An 18,134-nucleotide genomic window follows, 5' to 3' on the forward strand; every position below is an offset into this window, starting at 1 on the left:
CTCTATTGCACTCTGAACATTAGGTTTCAAGCTTAACTTTCAGGGTGCTTTGTATGAATGCCTTCCACTACGTCTTCTCCATATCGCCGCTCTATTAATCTGACAATTTATCCTTCTTAAACCTATACATCATCCAATATCCAATATCTGCGAAGCCAATTCGTTTATATATAGCGCCAGCATTTGGATTATCATAAAACAAGCATATTTCCTTTCCCTCACTAAGAAGCTGCTTGCATAACTTGACCATACATTTCGTAGCATAGCCTTTTTTCTTATAATCTCCTAAAGTAGCGACAGCGACTACCATAGCTGAGCAGGAATTTTCCGCTGTAGTCGAAGCGGATGAAACTACTTTCCCATTATCGGTAATATAAGCACAACGCGAAAAACCATCCTTTAAACTTTTACGTTTTTCTTCTACCGACGTACATGAATTTTTAAATTCCGGGATATTTTGCAGCAATTCAACAATTCGTTCTGCATCATCAGGTGCAGCATACTGTACTTCTGTCGTATCTACATAGCCAGCCTCAGCGTTTAAAACTTGGCATTTCGCATAAAATGTTTGCCTTTTATTTAAAAGTCTCTGCTGTAAATAGGGTTCAATATTCTCAGTGACTTCCTTTAGACCGGACATCATGGAAAATTCAGGATCATTCAGCATAATATCAGCAAATCCTTTGGCATCAAATAGATCATTCACAGCATATGGGATATAGTTTTCTTTGTATTTTAAAAGAACGGCAATCAGATTCCCATTTGTATCAAACTCTCCCCAAACCTTTTGGAAATCTTCCTCATATCCATACGCTTCAATATCCCCAATTAAAAATAAGTTTTCAGAAGGCTTCGTATGAATAAAAGACACACAAACATCATGATCTTTTTCGCTTAAACGCTTAATCATTCTCCCTCACTCCCATACAAAAAAATATTGAATGCTTTAATATACAATTTAGCCCATCCACCGACAAAGAACTCGTAAAACTATGCTTTTGAATATTTTAACATAATTACCCATTTATTCAGTGGTATTCTATGTATATATACGGTTGCTTAATAAAATCCTTACTGCCACATTTCCTTCTTCATGTTATCACTTTTCAACTGAGCTCGACGAAACAAATAGGATTGCAACGACACAATTCATTAATAAAAAAATCGCATCCTCACGGTTAAATATGTACCGTCGGATGCGCTGTTTTTTCATTATTGACCTTCAACCACTTCTTTTAGTATTTCGTAGGACCGCTTTTGTTTATCTTGATCATAGATATAGGAAACAGCCATAATTTCATCAGCATTATATTTTTCCTGGAAGCTGATTAGCTGCTCGCGTATGGATTGTTTTGAGCCAAGCAACGTGACACTGGACATGGATTTTGCCATTTGTTTTTCAGGTCCATTCCATAATTCATCCATGTTTTTGATTGGAGGGCTTAACAAATTTTTTGTCCCACGAACAACGTTTAGGAAAAATTGTTGCATGGTTGTAGATTCTATCTCAGCCTCTTCATCACTTTCCGCTGCAATAACATTCAAGCAGACCATCATATAAGGAGCACTTAGATATTCAGACGGCTTGAATTGATTACGGTAAATTGAGATGGCTTCTTCCAAATAAGTTGGAGCAAAATGGGCTGCAAATACATAAGGCAGACCCAATTTAGCAGCAAGAACAGCTGATTCCGTAGAGGATCCCAAAATATAAATTGGTATATTGGTGTCGACACCCGGGTACGACCTTACATAACCCTGATTCTCTTCCGGTCCCAAATAGGTTAACAAGGATTGCACATCTGAAGGAAATGTATAAACGGAATCCTTCTGTGAACGTCTTAATGCACTCGCCGTCATCATATCTGTTCCAGGCGCTCTTCCCAAGCCCAAATTAAGGCGATTTGGATAGATAGTTGCCATCGTTCCAAACTGCTCCGCCACAACTAATGGGGAATGATTAGGCAGCATAATGCCACCGGATCCGACCTCTATTTTATCTGTATGCTCCAAAATATGTTTAATTAAAATAGAAGTGGCTGAGCTAACCATTGTAGGTGTATTGTGATGCTCGGCAACCCAATATCGCTTATATCCCATCTTCTCTGTAGCCTGTGCAAGCTCAACCATTGAATCAATTGCTCCCTTTGCATCTTGGCCTTTGCGAATAGGGGCTAAATTTAGTACAGAAACAGGAACATTTATATTAATACTTTTATTTGTCATATAGTTTGGATCCTTCCATCATAAAGTTTCCATTTAATAGTAACAAGTAAGTGACAATAAACAAACATTCTTGCTTGATCAATCCTTTTTCTAAGCTTCGCACCTGGGTATTAATAGTTGTTTTTCCTATCAATAATGGATATACTAAGCGGACAAGTAAATCGTTAAAGGAGTAATCAAATGGCGAAAATTGAAGTGGGAGAAATCCTTGTATTAGAAGGCGAAAATGGACAGGAAGAAGAAATTGAAGTACTAGGTACATTGGATGTAGACGGAGCAGAATACGCTGTTACCGCACTCGTGGAAGAAATCAAACTCGAAACAGAAGAAGATATGGAAATATTCTTTTTCCGTGTTGACGAAGACGGTGAACTTCACGAAATTGAAAGCGACGAAGAATTCCAAAAGGTCGCAAGTGTACTTGAAGAGAATATGAAACACTCTCATTAATTTACAGGTAATAGGTTGTCCCAAATGCATTAATAGCATAAGGGACAACCTTTTTTGTGAATTCAGTCAAGATCTACTATAGACCTAGGTGTTGACTGTGAATATCCATAAATCCACAGCCATTCAAGGCCCATTCCGTTTTCATCCTTCAATTTCCCACGTACAGAAAATCTCTTAGTTATTTTTTCTTTAATAACAGTATTTCTCCTCTATGCTTGTATGCCACATTTAAATTGTAAAAAAAGTCAAAATGATTGTATAGTTAAATAGATAAAGATTGTATCTACCGCTCTCATTATGACATTTAATAAATGTTTTTATCTAAAGAAACCTACTCTGACTACGTTTTATCAACCAAAGAAAACTCCTCTTCCACATTCAAAGAATCTTGCACACATAATTATTCCTAATACATTTTGAGCCATTTGCTTCAGAATACGAAACCTCTAATCATCATAAAATTATTTTTGTATTAAAAGACTGATTTGAATGGAGGATCATATGAAGGATACGATGAAGAAACGGATTGGTGTTATTCTATCAGCTGCGCTTCTTTTCTTACCATTCAGCCTGCCTACAAAAACCTCAGCCGGCAAGCTGAAACCACCTGATGAAACCTTTACGCCAGGCCAATGGTTCCTGGGTGAACGGCCGCCGAATTTAAATCCAGCTAAACCTCCGATTGTTTTTGTCCAAGGGAAAAATGGCAGTTCAACCAGTTGGTACGGTGAAACAGAATATCATGGCGTGAATGATATGTATACAAAGGCGTATGAAGCCGGATATCAAACCGCCTTTGTCCAGCTTTATGATGCAGCCGGAAACGGGTCGGAAAATCAGTATACGAACGGAGAATTACTTGCATCGATGCTAGCCGATATCTCCCGACACTTCAATGGCCAGAAAGTCAACATCATCGCTCACAGCAAAGGAGGACCAGATACTCAAGCAGCCCTAGTACACTATGGAGCCCACCCCTATGTCGGCAAGGTTATTACACTAGGTTCACCACATCGTGGTTCAGAGCTGGCAGACCTGGCATATAGCTGGTATGCTGGGTGGCTCGGAGATTTGCTTGGCCAAAACGATGCTGGTACCTATTCTTTGCAGCTTGGGGAAATGGCGAGATTCCGCTCTGTAACGGATGGGCATACGAATAGAAACAAGAATAAGTACTATACCGTGGCAGGAACGGATCATGGACCTGCTTTCTCCGCTCTATCCTTGGGAGGCGCCTATTTATCTTCATACGGGGCTAATGATGGATTGGTCACTGAAACAAGCTCCAAACTATCCTATGGTACACATCTGTTTACAGACAGCTCAATTGACCATGATAATATTCGGATGGGCTCCAAGGTGTTTTCGCGGATTGAGCCTTATATGCGCACTGCCTCAGTTACACAAATTAAATCAACAGCCGATCCCGAGCAAAATGAATCGGCCATTCAAAATACATCTTCTCATTATATTCATGGGGATGCCTTAGCCCAAAATCAACTTGTAAAAAAAGAGATCTATATTCCGCAAAAAACCACCGGTACAATCTCGATCTATACGGCCCACTCATCAACAGGTGTCGAATTGATTTCACCAGATGGTACCATCATCCCCGCCTCTAAGCCGACTGTCGATCAGATACTTTTTTCCGGTGCCAGCTTATATACCTTTTATAACAAAGAATTCACTCCTGGTACATGGACGGTACAAATAAAGGCAACGGAAGCTGATGATGCCTATCTATTAGCCTCTACCTTTAACGAAAAGGAAATATATAAACTGGAGATGGCCGGAACAGGCAAAGCAGAGCTGACGGACTTCACCATCCGTGCCCCTAAGCATTCCGGAACAGCTAGCTTCTCAATTAAATTAATCGACAAAGACGGTATCGAATTGACGCAAACCGTCCTCCCTAAGACAACCAACGGAATAGATTTCTCTGCCAAACTGCCAAAAGTGCCGAAGCCAGGTGTCTATAATATGACAGTCGATATCAAGACCAAGCATCCTAACGGAAAAGAATCTGTTCGCACGTTGGTGAGATCTGTTTATATTGATTAATGTGTATATACACCCCTCTTATGTTTCTATAATAAGAGAGGTGTTTCTTTTTTGCTTATTCAGATTATAAAGTGGTCATATTATATTTTTTAAGCTCTCGCTCCATCCAATAATCTTACACTTTGATACAGGTATACTTTCATTTCAGCAGGGAATTCTATTTCAAATCACTTCTATAAAAGGAGCACGGATTATGAACCTGCAGAGCGGCAAATATTATTGGCAAACAACTTATCCTAATCCTCCTGTATATCCATCGTTGGAGGAAGATATACTTTGTGATGTTCTTATTGTTGGGGGAGGAAGTTCAGGGGCACAGTGCGCATACCTTTTAAGCGACAAAGGACTTAAGGTGGCTGTAGTTGATAAACGAAGGATTGGTACCGGCAGCACTATGACCAACACCGCCCTCCTTCAATATTTAGGAGATAAGATGTTGTTTGAGTTGATCAATTCCTTTGGGGAAGAATCAGCCATTTACCATACAAAATTATGCGAGCAAGCCATTTCTGAAATTGAAGAAACATCGAAAAAACTAAATTTAGATTCCGAGTTTACACGAAGGGATAGCCTCTATTATGCCAGTGATCCCCAAGGAGAGACGAAGTTACAAAGGGAATACGATTATTTGATCAAGCACGACTTCCCTGTCGATCTGCTTAACGAAAGCCAAATTAAAGAGCGTTACCCATTTTCTAAGCAATCAGCCTTGTATATCCATAATGATGGGGAAATCAATCCATTTAAATATAATCATGGCCTGATTCAAGCAGCCCATCAAAAGGGTGTACAAATATTTGAGGATACAAAAATAACCGGTAAAAAATTCAATAAGGAGTATGCTACATTTTTTACAGACCGCAATCATTCCATCACAGCAAGAAAAGTCATCATTGCTGCTGGATATGAAGGGCTCGAATTTAAAAAAGATAAGGATTGTCTTCTGACAAGTTCATATGCTGTTATCACCAAACCGGTTGAAAATCTTCAGCAATCTGAATGGTATAAGCAAACATTAATTTGGGAAACAGCACGCCCATATATCTATATGCGCACAACTGCAGATAATCGGATTATCATTGGAGGACTTGACGAAAACACAATCTATCCTGAGGATCGTGATTCAAAAATTAATCATAAAAAGACGAAGCTTATTGAAGAATTTAATAAGCTCTTTCCCGGTATAAAAGCTGAACCCGAATTTTATCTTGGAGCCTTCTATGGCGGGACACACGATGGACTTCCTCTTATCGGTCAATATGACGAATTTCCACACTGCCATTTTCAATTTGCCTATGGAGATAACGGACTTGTCTATAGCACTGTCTTGTCTAAAATCATCACGGATATCATCACAAAAGGTTCTCATCCAGCCTTTAACTTATATAGTCAGAAACGGAGGGAAAGGTAATCCAAATAGGTTATTTGTATAATTTCAATATTAAATGTAAAAAAAGGCAAAACCAACTTTAAAAGGTTTTGCCTCTTTCTTTAATTAACGGACTTGGAAGAGAATTTGTCTATACCATAGATTTAATCATTCTAGCTTCATACTTATTAGATTTAGAAACAAAAAACCTCTTATGAAAATAAGAGGTTTTTTTTACTAGCGTCCCAGGAGAGATTCGAACTCCCGACCGACGGCTTAGAAGGCCGTTGCTCTATCCAGCTGAGCTACTGGGACATGTTTTTATTTTTTTACGTTGTCCTTAACGACATTTATTATTATATAATCACTTTATTTATAAGTCAATAACTTTTTTGAAAAAGTTTTTTATCTTTTTAAAAGTGAAGGGAAGGGAACTCACAAATCCTGATCTGTATATTCCCTTCACTTACTATACAACTTTTTTTTGATTTAGGAAAGTGTTGTTTTCAATTGCCAGCCTGGTAATTTTTCCCCAGACATTGTGTAAAAATCAACGATTGCATTCTGACCTTGTTTTTCGAGAATCACATAGGTTTTATACTGACTTCCTCTCGGTAGACGTATACTGCCGGGATTAATATACAGGCAGTTATCAATTTTTTCTGCACCTGCTATATGAGAGTGGCCAAAACAGATAACATTCGCACCAACCTCTCTCCCTTTCAAGCTAATATTCATCAACGTAGATTTGATATTGTATAAATGCCCATGTGTAACAAGTATTGACCAGTCTTCAAGATGTGCAATTAAATCCTCCGGAAAGTCCTCTCCGAAATCACAATTACCTCGTACAGTTTGATAATACTGAATTACTTGATCATCACAAGATAATTCTGAATCCCCGCAATGTATAAACAGATCGACCTCTTCTTTATGTCTTTCATGCAAAACGTCCAATTCTTCCAGTAAGCCATGGCTATCACTGACAATTAAACATTTCATAGGAATTCCACTACTTTTTCATTTAGTACATTCTCTAATTCTTTTAAAGCATTCGCTCGATGGCTGATTCTGTTTTTCTCCTCTGCTTCAAGGTTCGCCATCGTTGTTTGTTTTTCCGGCACAAAGAAAATAGGATCATATCCGAAGCCATTCTCGCCATCCGGCGCGTCAGCAATGATTCCCTCACATGTTCCGGAAACTGTAATAGGTTCCATCTTCGGACCGACAAGTGCTATTGCACAATAAAAACGGGCAGTTCGTTTTTCTTTAGGTACACCCTCTAGCTCATTAAGAACCTTTTCATAATTAGCTCTATCATCTTTTCCTGGACCTGCATACCTTGCCGAAAAAATACCCGGACGTCCATCCAATGCATCAATGACCAAGCCAGAATCATCAGACAAAACAGGCATATTCATAAGCTCAGAAATAGTGTTAGCCTTCAAAAGAGCATTTTCTTCAAATGTGCTTCCTGTCTCTTCAACATCAATCGCATTCTCAATATCCAATAGGGTAATAACCTTAATCCCTTTTGGGGAAAATAATGCTTCAAATTCTTTTGCTTTACCTTTATTTTTGGTTGCAATTAAAACGGTATTCATATTCAACTTCTCCTCCCAAGAGAAAAATCGTATAAATTGGTACGCTTTACTGAATTTTAGCTGCTATATCTCCCAATGACTCTTGCTGTACAGTAAATAATTGCTGTAAACCTTCACTTGCAAGGTCAAGTAATTCATTCAATTGATGTCTGGAGAAAGTCGCTTCTTCTCCGGTTCCCTGAAGCTCCACAAATTCCTCTGCGCCTGTCATAATGACATTCATATCCACTAAAGCCTTAGAGTCTTCATGATAATTCAAATCAAGAACCGCTCCAAGCTCCTCAATCATCCCGACTGATGTGGCAGCTAAATAGTTTTTAATCGGATAAGAGCTAATTTTCCCTGCCTCCTGAAGCTTATCGAGCGCAATCGCCATTGCAACGAATGCACCTGTAATCGAAGCTGTTCTTGTTCCTCCATCTGCCTGAATCACATCACAATCAATCCAGATTGTTTTTTCTCCAAGCGCTTCCAAATCGACTACCGCACGTAAAGCGCGCCCAATCAAACGCTGGATCTCCATCGTACGTCCAGTAACTTTCCCTTTAGTTGATTCGCGCATCGTCCTTTGCTCTGTTGCACGAGGCAGCATTGAATACTCTGCCGTAATCCATCCTTTTCCTTCTCCGCGCATAAATGGCGGAACACGGTCATCTACACTGGCTGTACAAATCACCTTTGTATCACCGACACTGATTAACACCGAGCCTTCCGGGTGTTTAATATAATTTGTTTCTATATGTACGGGTCTTAATTCATTCTTCTTTCGACCATCAAATCTCATAGGTACCTCCTAAATGTATACATCATGCTTAGTTTAGCATACCCTAAATCAATAAAAAAGCACCCTGTCCAAACAATATTGCCATTTATGTCCAAATTAAAAACAGGCAAGCTCCTAAACGGAACTTGCCCATCTTTTTCACTATTAGTATTTACCTGTATTGACGGTTTCAGGTCGTGTTACCGGTTCCGATAGCTTCTTGCCATCTTCCTTCAGAAGCTCACCCTCTCCATTTACCTGAATCGCCACTTTCTTTATATCTTTTTGCTCAGTAAGAGAAAGCACCAGTTCATTTAATAAATGGCCGGATACTATTTTCTCCTCCCCATCAAAGCTTGAATAAATAGATTCATTAAAATTAAGTGTAACCACGCCATCCTCTATTTTAGGTTCCTCGACTAATGCAACATCAGGTCTGAACTCCGTAACAAGCGGAGAGGAATAACCCGGACCTTTAATCAGGCTGCTGACTACGGCTTCTACATGATCATTTTCCTGATTACTGATTCTTTTTGTCACTGGTACATAATAATAGTTATCTGTTTCACCGGACATATAATAAACCGTAACAGGACGTGTATTCATAATATCGGTCGTGTCTGTATGATCGTTATTAATTCCCATTAATCTTGATGTTCCGTTTTGTATTGCTGTTTTATTAACGGGCATCTCCTTTAATGCTTGCCCTTCGATTTGCAATTTTACTTTCTCCACTTTATCAAATTGCGTTAAAGTCCAAGTCACTGACTCCAGAATTTTCGTTTCATCCTCTTTTTTATATTCCTTAAACTCTTTAGAAAAATCTACGGTGGCTACTCCATCCTTAATGTCTACACTTTTAACAGCAGTATCTGACGGCAAAACAGCTTTGAATCCATTCGGAAGCATTTGTGATACCGGGCCGTTCGTCACTAAATATTCCACCGCCTGCTTAGCTACACTTTCTGTATTTGGCAATGGAATGGTTTGTGGCACAATATATCCATTTGCATCCATTAAATATAATTCCGTTTGAACCTTTAATGCCTCTTCATTCTTTCCTGCCTCTTCGTTGGTGTTAACACCCTCCTGATTGACAACTTCTTCTTCACCCTCTGCCTGCTCCTTCAAATAAGTAACATCCTGTGGCGGATCAATTTCTTCTTTTTTTGGTAAATCGAACAAGCCGCAGCCTGACACTAAAACAGATGATATAAGTACCGAAGCAACCAATGTTGATTTCGTTCGTAAAGGCATACACCATTCCTCCTAAGACTGTTTGTACTACATATATACGGGGCTTGGCTCATTTTATACCTTTATAGGCAGAAAAAAATTATGGATTAAAAAAACCCTTGCACAATTTTAGCGAAGTATTTTCATACTTAAAATTGTGCAAGGGTTTTTATAAGTTGCTTTACTAGTCTCCATCTACCAACTGATTAAGCGTAGCATGTTCAACCGTTTCAACTGCTTCACCAAGCCAGGCGTAAGCAATAGATTTAAACATTCTTCTGGAGCCGGTAGTATAGAAATTGTAGGTTGGCTGAGGGGTTTCCTTATTTAGCATGCCAGCATGCTCCAATAGTACACTTGCCTCTCTGGCCGTTTCTTCCCCTGATGATATAACCGTCACATAGGATCCCATATAATTTGATATAGGTTCTGTTAGCAATGGGTAATGTGTACATCCCAAAATCAATGTATCCATGCTCCTATTTTTCAAGGGCTTTAATGTTTCAGCAACAATTTTTTTAGCAATTGCACTGTTCCATTCCCCGCTTTCTACCAGAGGGACAAATTTTGGGCATGCCAAACTTTCAATGTGTACCTTTGGATGAATGCTTAATAACGCCTTATTATATGCTTTACTGCGCACTGTTCCTTCCGTACCAATAATACCGATGTTTCTTGATTTTGATACATCAATCGCTGCCCTAGCTCCCGGCTGAATAACACCCAAAACCGGAATTGGCAGGCTTGCCCTCATTTCCTCAAGTACGGCAGCCGTCGCGGTATTACAAGCTATAATTAACATTTTAATATTCTTCTTCAAAAGGAAATGAGCCATTTCCCATGTAAACTTTCGAACTTCTTCCATTGGTCTGGGCCCATATGGACATCTGGCTGTATCACCAAGATATATTAAATTTTCATTTGGAAGCTGCCTGATAAATTCTTTAAAAACCGTTAATCCGCCAACTCCCGAATCGATAAGTCCTATTGGGTTTTCTCTATCCAAATCAGATCGCCTCTATCTATCTTTTGCTTGCAGCATTTTGCTCTATTATTTAAACCGGACTGTATATCACTTTATCATTAGTTTATTTCTTTTCCAATCCATCACTTGGGCATAAAAATAGAGTAGTGATTCAAACCACATACTTTACATTTTACAATGACGTGTATAGTGATTTGATATTCGCTACTCTTCCTAATTTATGGACTCATAAAGGAATTGTCAAGAACAATGATAAATAGATCATTTGCTAGGCGAGCTTCTAAAAAGATCATTGAATGATCTTATAATTCTAATTCACCCATTCGAAGTAGTTCTACGACCGCTTGGGAACGGCCCTTTACGCCCAATTTTTGCATCGCATTAGATATGTGATTTCTCACAGTTTTCTCACTAATAAAGAGGTCCTTAGCGATATCTTTTGTTGTTTTGTCCTGTACCAATAACTCAAATACTTCTCTTTCTCTTTTTGTGAGTAAAGGTTTATGAGTGAAATCGTTCTCCTTCAACTATTGTAACCCTCCTTGCTACCAGCCATAACCTTAGGATTGGGTATATATTTAGTCACGATAGTGTATGTGACTGGTCTATAAGGAGTGACTATATTTAGATAAGAATGAACGTGTTTTTATGATTGAGGTTGCTTCTTCAATCCGTCATTAAACAATTCCTTCATCTCTTTTGTCCAAGCTACCGGCTTACCGCTTAATCTGGAAATTTGGACAACTGTTCCTCGACCGGTGAAGCAGGGAACCCCATCCTCTCGTAGACCAAGATAATGGATATCAACCGATGAATTGCCTATTTTATTTGCCTTAACTTTAATATTGAGTTTCTCATCGAAAAAAACCTGGTGGAGAAAATCACATTGAAGATCAGCTACTACAGGAATCGTTTCATGTTTGGTATCCACCCAATCCTGCATCATGCCAAGACTTTTAAAATATTCAATCCGTGCCTGTTCAAAATACGTAAAAGGCACTGTATTGTTTAAATGCCCAAACATATCTGTCTCTGAAAATCTAACTTTAATAGAATAAGAAAAAGTAAATTCTTCTTTCCACTCTTCCATGTCTTTAATATATGCAATTTTACCCATTGGGAACACACCTCTCTATAAATATGAATGACTATTCATTCATTATACAGAAAAATCGACGAAATTGTAATTATTTTACTGGTGGATAGCATGTTTTTTGGACCATGTCCTTTGCTTAGATTACAAGTGAATAAAAATAAAACTTTATTGTATGATCACAAATGTAGTACTAACCTATTTATTTATATTTCTACAAACATAACACAATCGCTAAACGGAAAAGGCCGTCTGACTATTACAGACGGCCTTTCTTACTATATTACATTTATTCACATCCATCTAAGACTATCAAAATGAAAAGACTTAGATTTTGTCACTTCCAAAGAAATTTTTGAAAGCCTGGACATTCGTGTCCCGATTTAATGCAGCAATCGAGGTTGTCAAAGGAATACCTTTCGGACAAACTTGAACACAGTTTTGGGAGTTACCACAATCCTGAATTCCTCCGTCACCCATTAACGCATTCAGACGTTCTGCTTTTTGCATTTCACCTGTTGGATGAGCGTTAAATAGACGAACCTGTGACACAGGAGCAGGTCCGATAAAATTGGACTTATCATTTACATTCGGGCAGGCCTCCAGGCAAACACCGCAAGTCATACATTTAGATAATTCATATGCCCACTGGCGTTTTTTCTCAGCCATACGAGGTCCCGGACCTAAATCGTACGTACCATCGATGGGAATCCAGGCTTTAACTTTTTTAAGTGAATCGAACATTCTGCTACGGTCTACCTGAAGGTCACGGATAACCGGGAAAGTACGCATTGGTTCCAGCACGATTGGCTGTTCATATTGATCCACTAATGCCGTACAGGATTGACGTGGCTTTCCATTAATGACCATGGAACAGGCACCGCAAACTTCTTCCAGACAGTTCATATCCCACGTAACCGGGCTTGTTTTCTTGCCTTCCTTTGTAACCGGGTTACGACGTATTTCCATTAGTGCAGAGATGACATTCATATTTGGTCGATAGGACAACTCAAATTCTTCAAAATAAGGCTCAGAGTTCGGGTTATCCTGGCGTTGGATCTTAAACAGTACTTTACTTTCTGTAGCCATAATTAATTTGCCCCCTTGCTCTTAGAGTAGTCACGTTTACGCGGCTTAATAAGTGAGACATCAATCTCTTCATAATAAATATTTGGTGCAGATTTTCCATCAACAAAGTCAGCCATTGTCGTTTTCATGAACTCTTCATCATTTCGTTCTGGGAAATCCGGTTTGTAGTGAGCACCACGGCTTTCGTCACGCTGCAGGGCACCCAATGTGATAACGCGTGCCAGTTGAAGCATATTGTATAGCTGACGTGTGAATGATGCTCCCTGGTTGCTCCATTTTGCCGTATCGTTAATATTAATGTTTTCCCATCTTTCAAGCAGCTCCTGAATCTTTTCATCTGTTTTTTGAAGCTTATCATTATAACGAACTACTGTTACATTATCGGTCATCCATTCACCCAATTCTTTATGGATGGAATAAGCATTTTCTGTTCCATTCATGGACATAATGCGATTCCATTTTTCCATTTCAGCCTTCTCATGCTGTTCGTATAAAGAATCCGGTAGGGAATCAGCGTTTCTAGCAAGTCCATTTACATAGCGTACCGCATTTGGTCCTGCAACACTTCCTCCATAAATGGCGGATAGCAGGGAGTTCGCTCCTAAACGGTTAGCTCCATGCTGTGAAAAATCACATTCACCGGCAGCAAATAATCCAGGTATTTTAGTCATTTGGTCATTATCAATCCATAGTCCACCCATGGAATAGTGAACAGCCGGGAAGATTTTCATAGGCAATTTGCGCGGATCTTCACCAGTGAATTTTTCATAGATTTCAATAATACCGCCCAATTTAATATCAAGCTCTTTAGGATCTTTATGAGAAAGATCCAAGTAGACCATGTTCTCACCGTTGATTCCCAGCTTTTGATTCACGCACACATCAAAAATTTCACGTGTTGCGATATCACGAGGAACTAGATTTCCATAAGCAGGGTATTTCTCTTCAAGGAAGTACCAAGGCTTTCCATCTTTATAAGTCCAAATACGTCCGCCTTCTCCACGCGCAGACTCACTCATTAATCGAAGTTTATCATCCCCAGGGATTGCCGTTGGATGTATTTGAATAAATTCACCATTTGCATAGGTAGCACCCTGCTGATATACAATCGCAGCTGCTGAACCAGTGTTAATGATGGAATTCGTAGATTTACCAAAAATAATTCCAGGTCCTCCGGTTGCCATAATAACTGCATCCGCACGGAAAGATTTAATTTCCATAGAGGTTAAATTTTGTGCTACAATTCCGCGGCATATCTGTTCATCATCCAGCACCGCTCCAAGGAATTCCCAACCCTCATATTTCTGAACAAGACCCGCCACTTCATAACGACGAACCTGTTCATCTAATGCATAGAGCAATTGCTGGCCAGTAGTTGCGCCTGCAAATGCTGTTCTATGATACTGTGTACCGCCGAAACGTCTGAAGTCGAGCAATCCCTCAGGCGTACGGTTAAACATAACGCCCATACGGTCAAACATATGAATGATCGAAGGAGCCGCATCACACATTGCTTTTACCTGCGGCTGGTTAGCCAGAAAGTCACCGCCATACACGGTATCATCAAAGTGCTCCCAAGGAGAATCACCTTCACCCTTTGTATTTACCGCTCCATTAATTCCCCCTTGGGCGCAAACAGAATGGGATCTTTTAACGGGTACGACTGAAAAAAGTTCTACTTTATGTCCTACTTCAGCGATTTTGATGGTAGCCATTAAACCAGCAAGACCGCCGCCGACTACGATTATATTACCTTTACTCATAAACCGACCCTCTCCTTATTAAACTAGCAGACTCACCTGCTAAGCTATTGCAATTGTTTAAGCCATGTTGATAAACGCCAGCAGCGTGCGAATGGATATAAAAGCTAAAAATACAAAAACTCCAAGAGTTATATATGTAAATATTCTTTGGGATTTTGGTGTTACGATAAGTCCCCATCTTAAAGCAAATGACCATAACCCGTTTGCAAAGTGAAATATTGCTGAAAGTACACCTACCATATAGAAAGCAATCATAAATGGATTAGAAAAAATTTCAACCATCATATCCGCATTTGCTGTATCACCCAATGCGACCTGCACCCTCGTTTGCCATACATGCCAAACGATAAAAACTACAGTCACGATACCTGTGATTCTTTGTAAAGCAAACATCCAGTTACGGAAATAGCTGTAACTTCCCACTGAATATTTCGCCGTAAATGCAATATGAAGACCTAATACAGCATGGAAAAGGATTGGCAAATAGATGACAACAATCTCCATTAAAAGCCTAAAAGGTAAATCATGCATAAATTCAGCTGCTTTGTTGAATGCTTCAGGCCCTCTTGTCGCAAAATAATTGACCATTAAATGCTCAATCAAAAAAAGCCCGATTGGTAATACCCCTAACAACGAATGTAACCTACGTAAATTAAACTCGCGACGACTCTCCATAGTTACCCTCCCTCTGAAAATGAAAAAATAAAAGTATAGCCTTGGATAAGGACTATGCCTTAAATAATTGCAAGCAGGTCTTCAACATAGCTGCAATCATCTAACCCACCACCCATCTAAGATGCCAAAAACATTTTTCTGCAAAATTAATAGATGAATAGTATAAAAACAAAAATAATTCCACATATTCTTACAATTATGTGACGGTTTTATTGTACTCCTTTCAACCAAAATGCGTCAAGAAAACGGATACAGAGATTTCCTATTTCTACCGATAATTTGTAAATAACTGATATTTTTCTATTTCTATATATTACCTGGAAAATACTTAATAGAAAATACAACTTTACCCTTGCATCCACTCCCATATATATAGCTATAATAATGTAAGGAAAGAGGGGAAACTATGACAAAAGAAGATAAGTTAGAGTCAGTAGAAATGGCACCTGTCACTGAAAATGAGCCGTTAATACCTGCATTTGGGTATGAAATAATAAGAGAATTCCTTTTGGAAGATTTATTGGGAAAGGAAGGCCCTCAAATCCTTTATTGGGCTGGAAAGCAACTCGGAAGAAGATTTCCATTATCTAGTACAGAAGAAACCATCACGTTTTTTCATGACGCCGGTTGGGGCGACCTTACGCTGGTAAAGGAAACAAAAGATGAATTAAAGTGGGAGCTTACAGGTGAATTAATTAACCGCAGATTTTCAATCAACGAAAATACCCATTTCCAATTAGAAGCAGGTTTTCTTGCCTACCAAACAGAACATCAGAGAAAAGTAGTTTCTGAAAGCTATGAAGAACAAAAAAAACGGGCAAATAAAGTATACTTCACGGTGAAAACCGACAATAAAGATACCATTTAATGTAAATTGATTAAAAAGGGTAATTCCATATATGAATTGCCCTTTTTCTCTATGATATCTGTTTACCTTCAATAAAAAACCTGCACCATAAAATTAAAGGTGCAGGTTTACTGGTTAGTCATTTTTTTGTTCTTCATTTAGTTTATCCAATAAAGCCTTGGTGCTTGCTTCAGGGATTCCCAATTTTATAAATTCCTCTGATGTGGCTTCTTTCATCTTTTTAATCGAGCCAAAATGCTTAAGCAGTACTTTCTTTCTTTTCTCTCCTATACCAGGAACTCCATCCAGGACAGATTGGAAGCTTGATTTTCCTCTAATTTGCCGATGGAAGGTAATTGCAAATCGGTGAACCTCATCCTGTATACGCTGCAAGAGGTAAAACTCTTGGCTGGTTCTGCCCAATGGAATTATTTCTAAAGGGTTTCCGTATAGCAATACGGAGGTCTTATGTTTATCATCCTTAGCCAATCCCGCTACAGGAATCTCCATTCCGTATTCATCCTCAATTACTTCGCGAACTGCCTCAATATGTCCTTTGCCTCCATCAACTATGATTAAATCCGGCCAAGGGAGATTCTCTCGAAGTACGCGGGCATATCTCCTTCTGACGACTTCTCTCATGGAATCGTAGTCATTCGGGCCGATTACGGTTTTAATTTTATATTTCCGGTATTCCTTCCGTTCAGGTTTCCCATCAATAAATACAACCATAGCAGAGACAGGATCAACACCCTGAATATTCGAGTTATCGAAAGCCTCGATTCGATGCGGTGTATGAATCCCCATGATTTCTCCTAAGTTTTCAATTGCTTTTATCGTCCGTTCTTCGTCTCTTTCGATTAAAGAAAACTTCTCCTGCAAGGCGATTTTTGCATTTTTAACAGCAAGTTTCACCAGGTCTTTCTTTGGTCCACGTTTAGGCTGTGCCACTTTCACGTCAAGAAGTCCTTCAGCCAATTCTATATCTATATCATCAGTGAGGAGTACTTCATGTGGTTTAAAATGATTTGGCTTAGAATAAAATTGCCCCAAGAAGGTCAATAGCTCATCAGCAGGATCATCATATAAAGGGAATAACGAGACATCTCTCTCAATCAGCTTTCCTTGCCGAACAAAAAAGACTTGGACACACATCCAACCTTTATCAACTGCATATCCAAATATATCCCGGTCCGTTAAATCGCTGAATACAATTTTTTGTTTTTCCATTGTTGCTTCAATATGAGCGATTTGGTCCCTTAATTCCTTGGCCCGTTCAAAGTCCAATTCTTCTGATGCTTTATACATGTTATCCTGTAAATCTTTCTTGATATCCTTAAAACCGCCATTTAAAAACTTTGTTATTTCATCTGTAATTTGTTTATATTCATCTTCCCTGACCGTCTTTTCACATGGTGCAAGGCATTGTCCAATATGATAATACAAACATGCTTTAGCCGGTAAGGTTGTACACTTCCTGAGCGGATACAGCCGGTCTAACAGCTTTTTAGTTTCATTGGCTGCATATACATTTGGATAGGGCCCAAAGTACTTACCTTTATCTTTTTTTACGTTTCTTGTAATGATTAATCGAGGATGCCTTTCCGAAGTGATCTTGATAAACGGAAAGCTTTTATCATCCTTCAGCATGATATTGTATTTTGGATCATATTTTTTTATTAGATTCATTTCTAATATGAGTGCCTCCATATTAGAAGAGGTTACGATATACTCAAAATCCTCAATCTCCGATACAAGGCGCTGGGTTTTCCCATCATGAGAACCAGTAAAATAAGAACGTACCCTATTTTTTAAAACTTTGGCTTTTCCCACATATATAACAACATTTTGTCGGTCCTTCATTAGATAACATCCCGGCTGATCGGGTAACAAGCTAAGCTTATCTTTTATATGTTGATTCAAAAGGGTCCCCCCTCTACTTAAAGTTTAAGTTTCTATATATTATAAACGGA

General features: G+C 38.9%; 17 protein-coding genes and 1 tRNA gene. 4 read left to right on the plus strand and 14 right to left on the minus strand.

Annotated elements, in window-relative coordinates; all coding sequences use genetic code 11:
• Nucleotides 1–94: 94 nt before the first annotated feature.
• Both AC4G3O_RS15380 and AC4G3O_RS15385 read right to left on the minus strand, forming a co-directional pair.
• The gene (locus tag AC4G3O_RS15380; RefSeq protein WP_140462245.1) at nucleotides 95–910 is read right to left on the minus strand and encodes a GNAT family N-acetyltransferase; all 816 of its coding nucleotides are present in this window, start codon (nucleotides 908–910) and stop codon (nucleotides 95–97) included.
• 302 nt (nucleotides 911–1,212) lie between these two features.
• Nucleotides 1,213–2,226 (minus strand): LLM class flavin-dependent oxidoreductase, encoded by a 1,014-nt coding sequence (locus AC4G3O_RS15385; RefSeq protein WP_066108694.1) that lies wholly within the window; start codon nucleotides 2,224–2,226, stop codon nucleotides 1,213–1,215.
• A gap of 180 nt (nucleotides 2,227–2,406) precedes the next feature.
• Here AC4G3O_RS15385 and AC4G3O_RS15390 point away from each other — a divergent pair, with 180 nt between their 5' ends.
• From AC4G3O_RS15390 to AC4G3O_RS15400, 3 genes are all read left to right on the plus strand, one after another.
• Nucleotides 2,407–2,676 carry a DUF1292 domain-containing protein gene (locus tag AC4G3O_RS15390; RefSeq protein ID WP_066108697.1) on the plus strand — a complete coding sequence of 90 codons (270 nt, stop codon included), beginning with the start codon at nucleotides 2,407–2,409 and terminating at the stop codon, nucleotides 2,674–2,676.
• Between the two features lie 501 nt (nucleotides 2,677–3,177).
• Entirely contained in the window at nucleotides 3,178–4,737 is a 1,560-nt protein-coding gene (locus AC4G3O_RS15395) for an esterase/lipase family protein (protein ID WP_491136434.1), read from the plus strand.
• Nucleotides 4,738–4,930: 193 nt separating this feature from the next.
• Entirely contained in the window at nucleotides 4,931–6,148 is a 1,218-nt protein-coding gene (locus AC4G3O_RS15400) for an NAD(P)/FAD-dependent oxidoreductase (RefSeq protein WP_140462244.1), read from the plus strand.
• A 199-nt stretch (nucleotides 6,149–6,347) separates the two neighbouring features.
• Here AC4G3O_RS15400 and AC4G3O_RS15405 read toward each other — a convergent pair.
• From AC4G3O_RS15405 to AC4G3O_RS15455, 11 genes are all read right to left on the minus strand, one after another.
• A tRNA-Arg gene (locus AC4G3O_RS15405) sits at nucleotides 6,348–6,421 on the minus strand.
• 174 nt (nucleotides 6,422–6,595) lie between these two features.
• On the minus strand, nucleotides 6,596–7,108 hold the full coding sequence (locus tag AC4G3O_RS15410) for a metallophosphoesterase family protein (RefSeq protein WP_491136435.1): 513 nt from the start codon (nucleotides 7,106–7,108) through the stop codon (nucleotides 6,596–6,598).
• Nucleotides 7,105–7,710 carry an XTP/dITP diphosphatase gene (locus tag AC4G3O_RS15415; RefSeq protein WP_491136436.1) on the minus strand — a complete coding sequence of 202 codons (606 nt, stop codon included), beginning with the start codon at nucleotides 7,708–7,710 and terminating at the stop codon, nucleotides 7,105–7,107. Before AC4G3O_RS15415 ends, AC4G3O_RS15410 begins: the two co-directional genes overlap by 4 nt.
• A gap of 46 nt (nucleotides 7,711–7,756) precedes the next feature.
• Entirely contained in the window at nucleotides 7,757–8,494 is a 738-nt protein-coding gene (gene rph, locus AC4G3O_RS15420; protein ID WP_139892820.1) for a ribonuclease PH, read from the minus strand.
• Between the two features lie 144 nt (nucleotides 8,495–8,638).
• Nucleotides 8,639–9,730, minus strand: a complete 1,092-nt coding sequence (locus tag AC4G3O_RS15425; protein ID WP_066108713.1) for a GerMN domain-containing protein — start codon at nucleotides 9,728–9,730, stop codon at nucleotides 8,639–8,641.
• 163 nt (nucleotides 9,731–9,893) lie between these two features.
• Nucleotides 9,894–10,715 carry a glutamate racemase gene (racE, locus tag AC4G3O_RS15430; protein ID WP_066108716.1) on the minus strand — a complete coding sequence of 274 codons (822 nt, stop codon included), beginning with the start codon at nucleotides 10,713–10,715 and terminating at the stop codon, nucleotides 9,894–9,896.
• A gap of 281 nt (nucleotides 10,716–10,996) precedes the next feature.
• Nucleotides 10,997–11,221: a helix-turn-helix domain-containing protein gene (locus tag AC4G3O_RS15435; protein ID WP_066108719.1), complete on the minus strand. Its 225-nt coding sequence runs from the start codon at nucleotides 11,219–11,221 to the stop codon at nucleotides 10,997–10,999.
• Nucleotides 11,222–11,340: 119 nt separating this feature from the next.
• Nucleotides 11,341–11,811: an acyl-CoA thioesterase gene (locus tag AC4G3O_RS15440; protein ID WP_139892818.1), complete on the minus strand. Its 471-nt coding sequence runs from the start codon at nucleotides 11,809–11,811 to the stop codon at nucleotides 11,341–11,343.
• A gap of 303 nt (nucleotides 11,812–12,114) precedes the next feature.
• Complete coding sequence (gene sdhB / locus AC4G3O_RS15445; protein ID WP_066108725.1) at nucleotides 12,115–12,876, minus strand: succinate dehydrogenase iron-sulfur subunit; 762 nt, start codon at nucleotides 12,874–12,876, stop codon at nucleotides 12,115–12,117.
• A 2-nt stretch (nucleotides 12,877–12,878) separates the two neighbouring features.
• Entirely contained in the window at nucleotides 12,879–14,639 is a 1,761-nt protein-coding gene (gene sdhA / locus AC4G3O_RS15450; RefSeq protein WP_066108728.1) for a succinate dehydrogenase flavoprotein subunit, read from the minus strand.
• Nucleotides 14,640–14,696: 57 nt separating this feature from the next.
• Nucleotides 14,697–15,314 carry a succinate dehydrogenase cytochrome b558 subunit gene (locus AC4G3O_RS15455; protein ID WP_066108731.1) on the minus strand — a complete coding sequence of 206 codons (618 nt, stop codon included), beginning with the start codon at nucleotides 15,312–15,314 and terminating at the stop codon, nucleotides 14,697–14,699.
• A 406-nt stretch (nucleotides 15,315–15,720) separates the two neighbouring features.
• Here AC4G3O_RS15455 and AC4G3O_RS15460 point away from each other — a divergent pair, with 406 nt between their 5' ends.
• A complete protein-coding gene (locus tag AC4G3O_RS15460; protein WP_066108735.1) occupies nucleotides 15,721–16,182 on the plus strand; it encodes a YslB family protein in 462 nt (153 codons plus the stop codon).
• 114 nt (nucleotides 16,183–16,296) lie between these two features.
• On the opposite strand, the gene uvrC is transcribed toward AC4G3O_RS15460, so the two are convergent.
• Nucleotides 16,297–18,084, minus strand: a complete 1,788-nt coding sequence (uvrC, locus tag AC4G3O_RS15465) for an excinuclease ABC subunit UvrC (protein ID WP_066108740.1) — start codon at nucleotides 18,082–18,084, stop codon at nucleotides 16,297–16,299.
• Nucleotides 18,085–18,134: the final 50 nt, after the last annotated feature.

This window comes from Bacillus sp. z14 (2026) (genome assembly GCF_058313575.1).

What these genes read in the sequence shown, in the direction of transcription:
- AC4G3O_RS15415 (WP_491136436.1), bottom strand. Translation starts at nt 7,710, where the DNA reads ATGAATACCGTTTTAATTGCAACCAAAAATAAAGGTAAAGCAAAAGAA.
- AC4G3O_RS15400 (WP_140462244.1), top strand. Translation starts at nt 4,931, where the DNA reads ATGAACCTGCAGAGCGGCAAATATTATTGGCAAACAACTTATCCTAAT.
- AC4G3O_RS15380 (WP_140462245.1), bottom strand. Translation starts at nt 910, where the DNA reads ATGATTAAGCGTTTAAGCGAAAAAGATCATGATGTTTGTGTGTCTTTT.
- AC4G3O_RS15390 (WP_066108697.1), top strand. Translation starts at nt 2,407, where the DNA reads ATGGCGAAAATTGAAGTGGGAGAAATCCTTGTATTAGAAGGCGAAAAT.
- AC4G3O_RS15385 (WP_066108694.1), bottom strand. Translation starts at nt 2,226, where the DNA reads ATGACAAATAAAAGTATTAATATAAATGTTCCTGTTTCTGTACTAAAT.
- AC4G3O_RS15460 (WP_066108735.1), top strand. Translation starts at nt 15,721, where the DNA reads ATGACAAAAGAAGATAAGTTAGAGTCAGTAGAAATGGCACCTGTCACT.
- AC4G3O_RS15440 (WP_139892818.1), bottom strand. Translation starts at nt 11,811, where the DNA reads ATGGGTAAAATTGCATATATTAAAGACATGGAAGAGTGGAAAGAAGAA.
- AC4G3O_RS15395 (WP_491136434.1), top strand. Translation starts at nt 3,178, where the DNA reads ATGAAGGATACGATGAAGAAACGGATTGGTGTTATTCTATCAGCTGCG.
- sdhA (WP_066108728.1), bottom strand. Translation starts at nt 14,639, where the DNA reads ATGAGTAAAGGTAATATAATCGTAGTCGGCGGCGGTCTTGCTGGTTTA.
- AC4G3O_RS15425 (WP_066108713.1), bottom strand. Translation starts at nt 9,730, where the DNA reads ATGCCTTTACGAACGAAATCAACATTGGTTGCTTCGGTACTTATATCA.
- AC4G3O_RS15410 (WP_491136435.1), bottom strand. Translation starts at nt 7,108, where the DNA reads ATGAAATGTTTAATTGTCAGTGATAGCCATGGCTTACTGGAAGAATTG.
- AC4G3O_RS15455 (WP_066108731.1), bottom strand. Translation starts at nt 15,314, where the DNA reads ATGGAGAGTCGTCGCGAGTTTAATTTACGTAGGTTACATTCGTTGTTA.
- rph (WP_139892820.1), bottom strand. Translation starts at nt 8,494, where the DNA reads ATGAGATTTGATGGTCGAAAGAAGAATGAATTAAGACCCGTACATATA.
- sdhB (WP_066108725.1), bottom strand. Translation starts at nt 12,876, where the DNA reads ATGGCTACAGAAAGTAAAGTACTGTTTAAGATCCAACGCCAGGATAAC.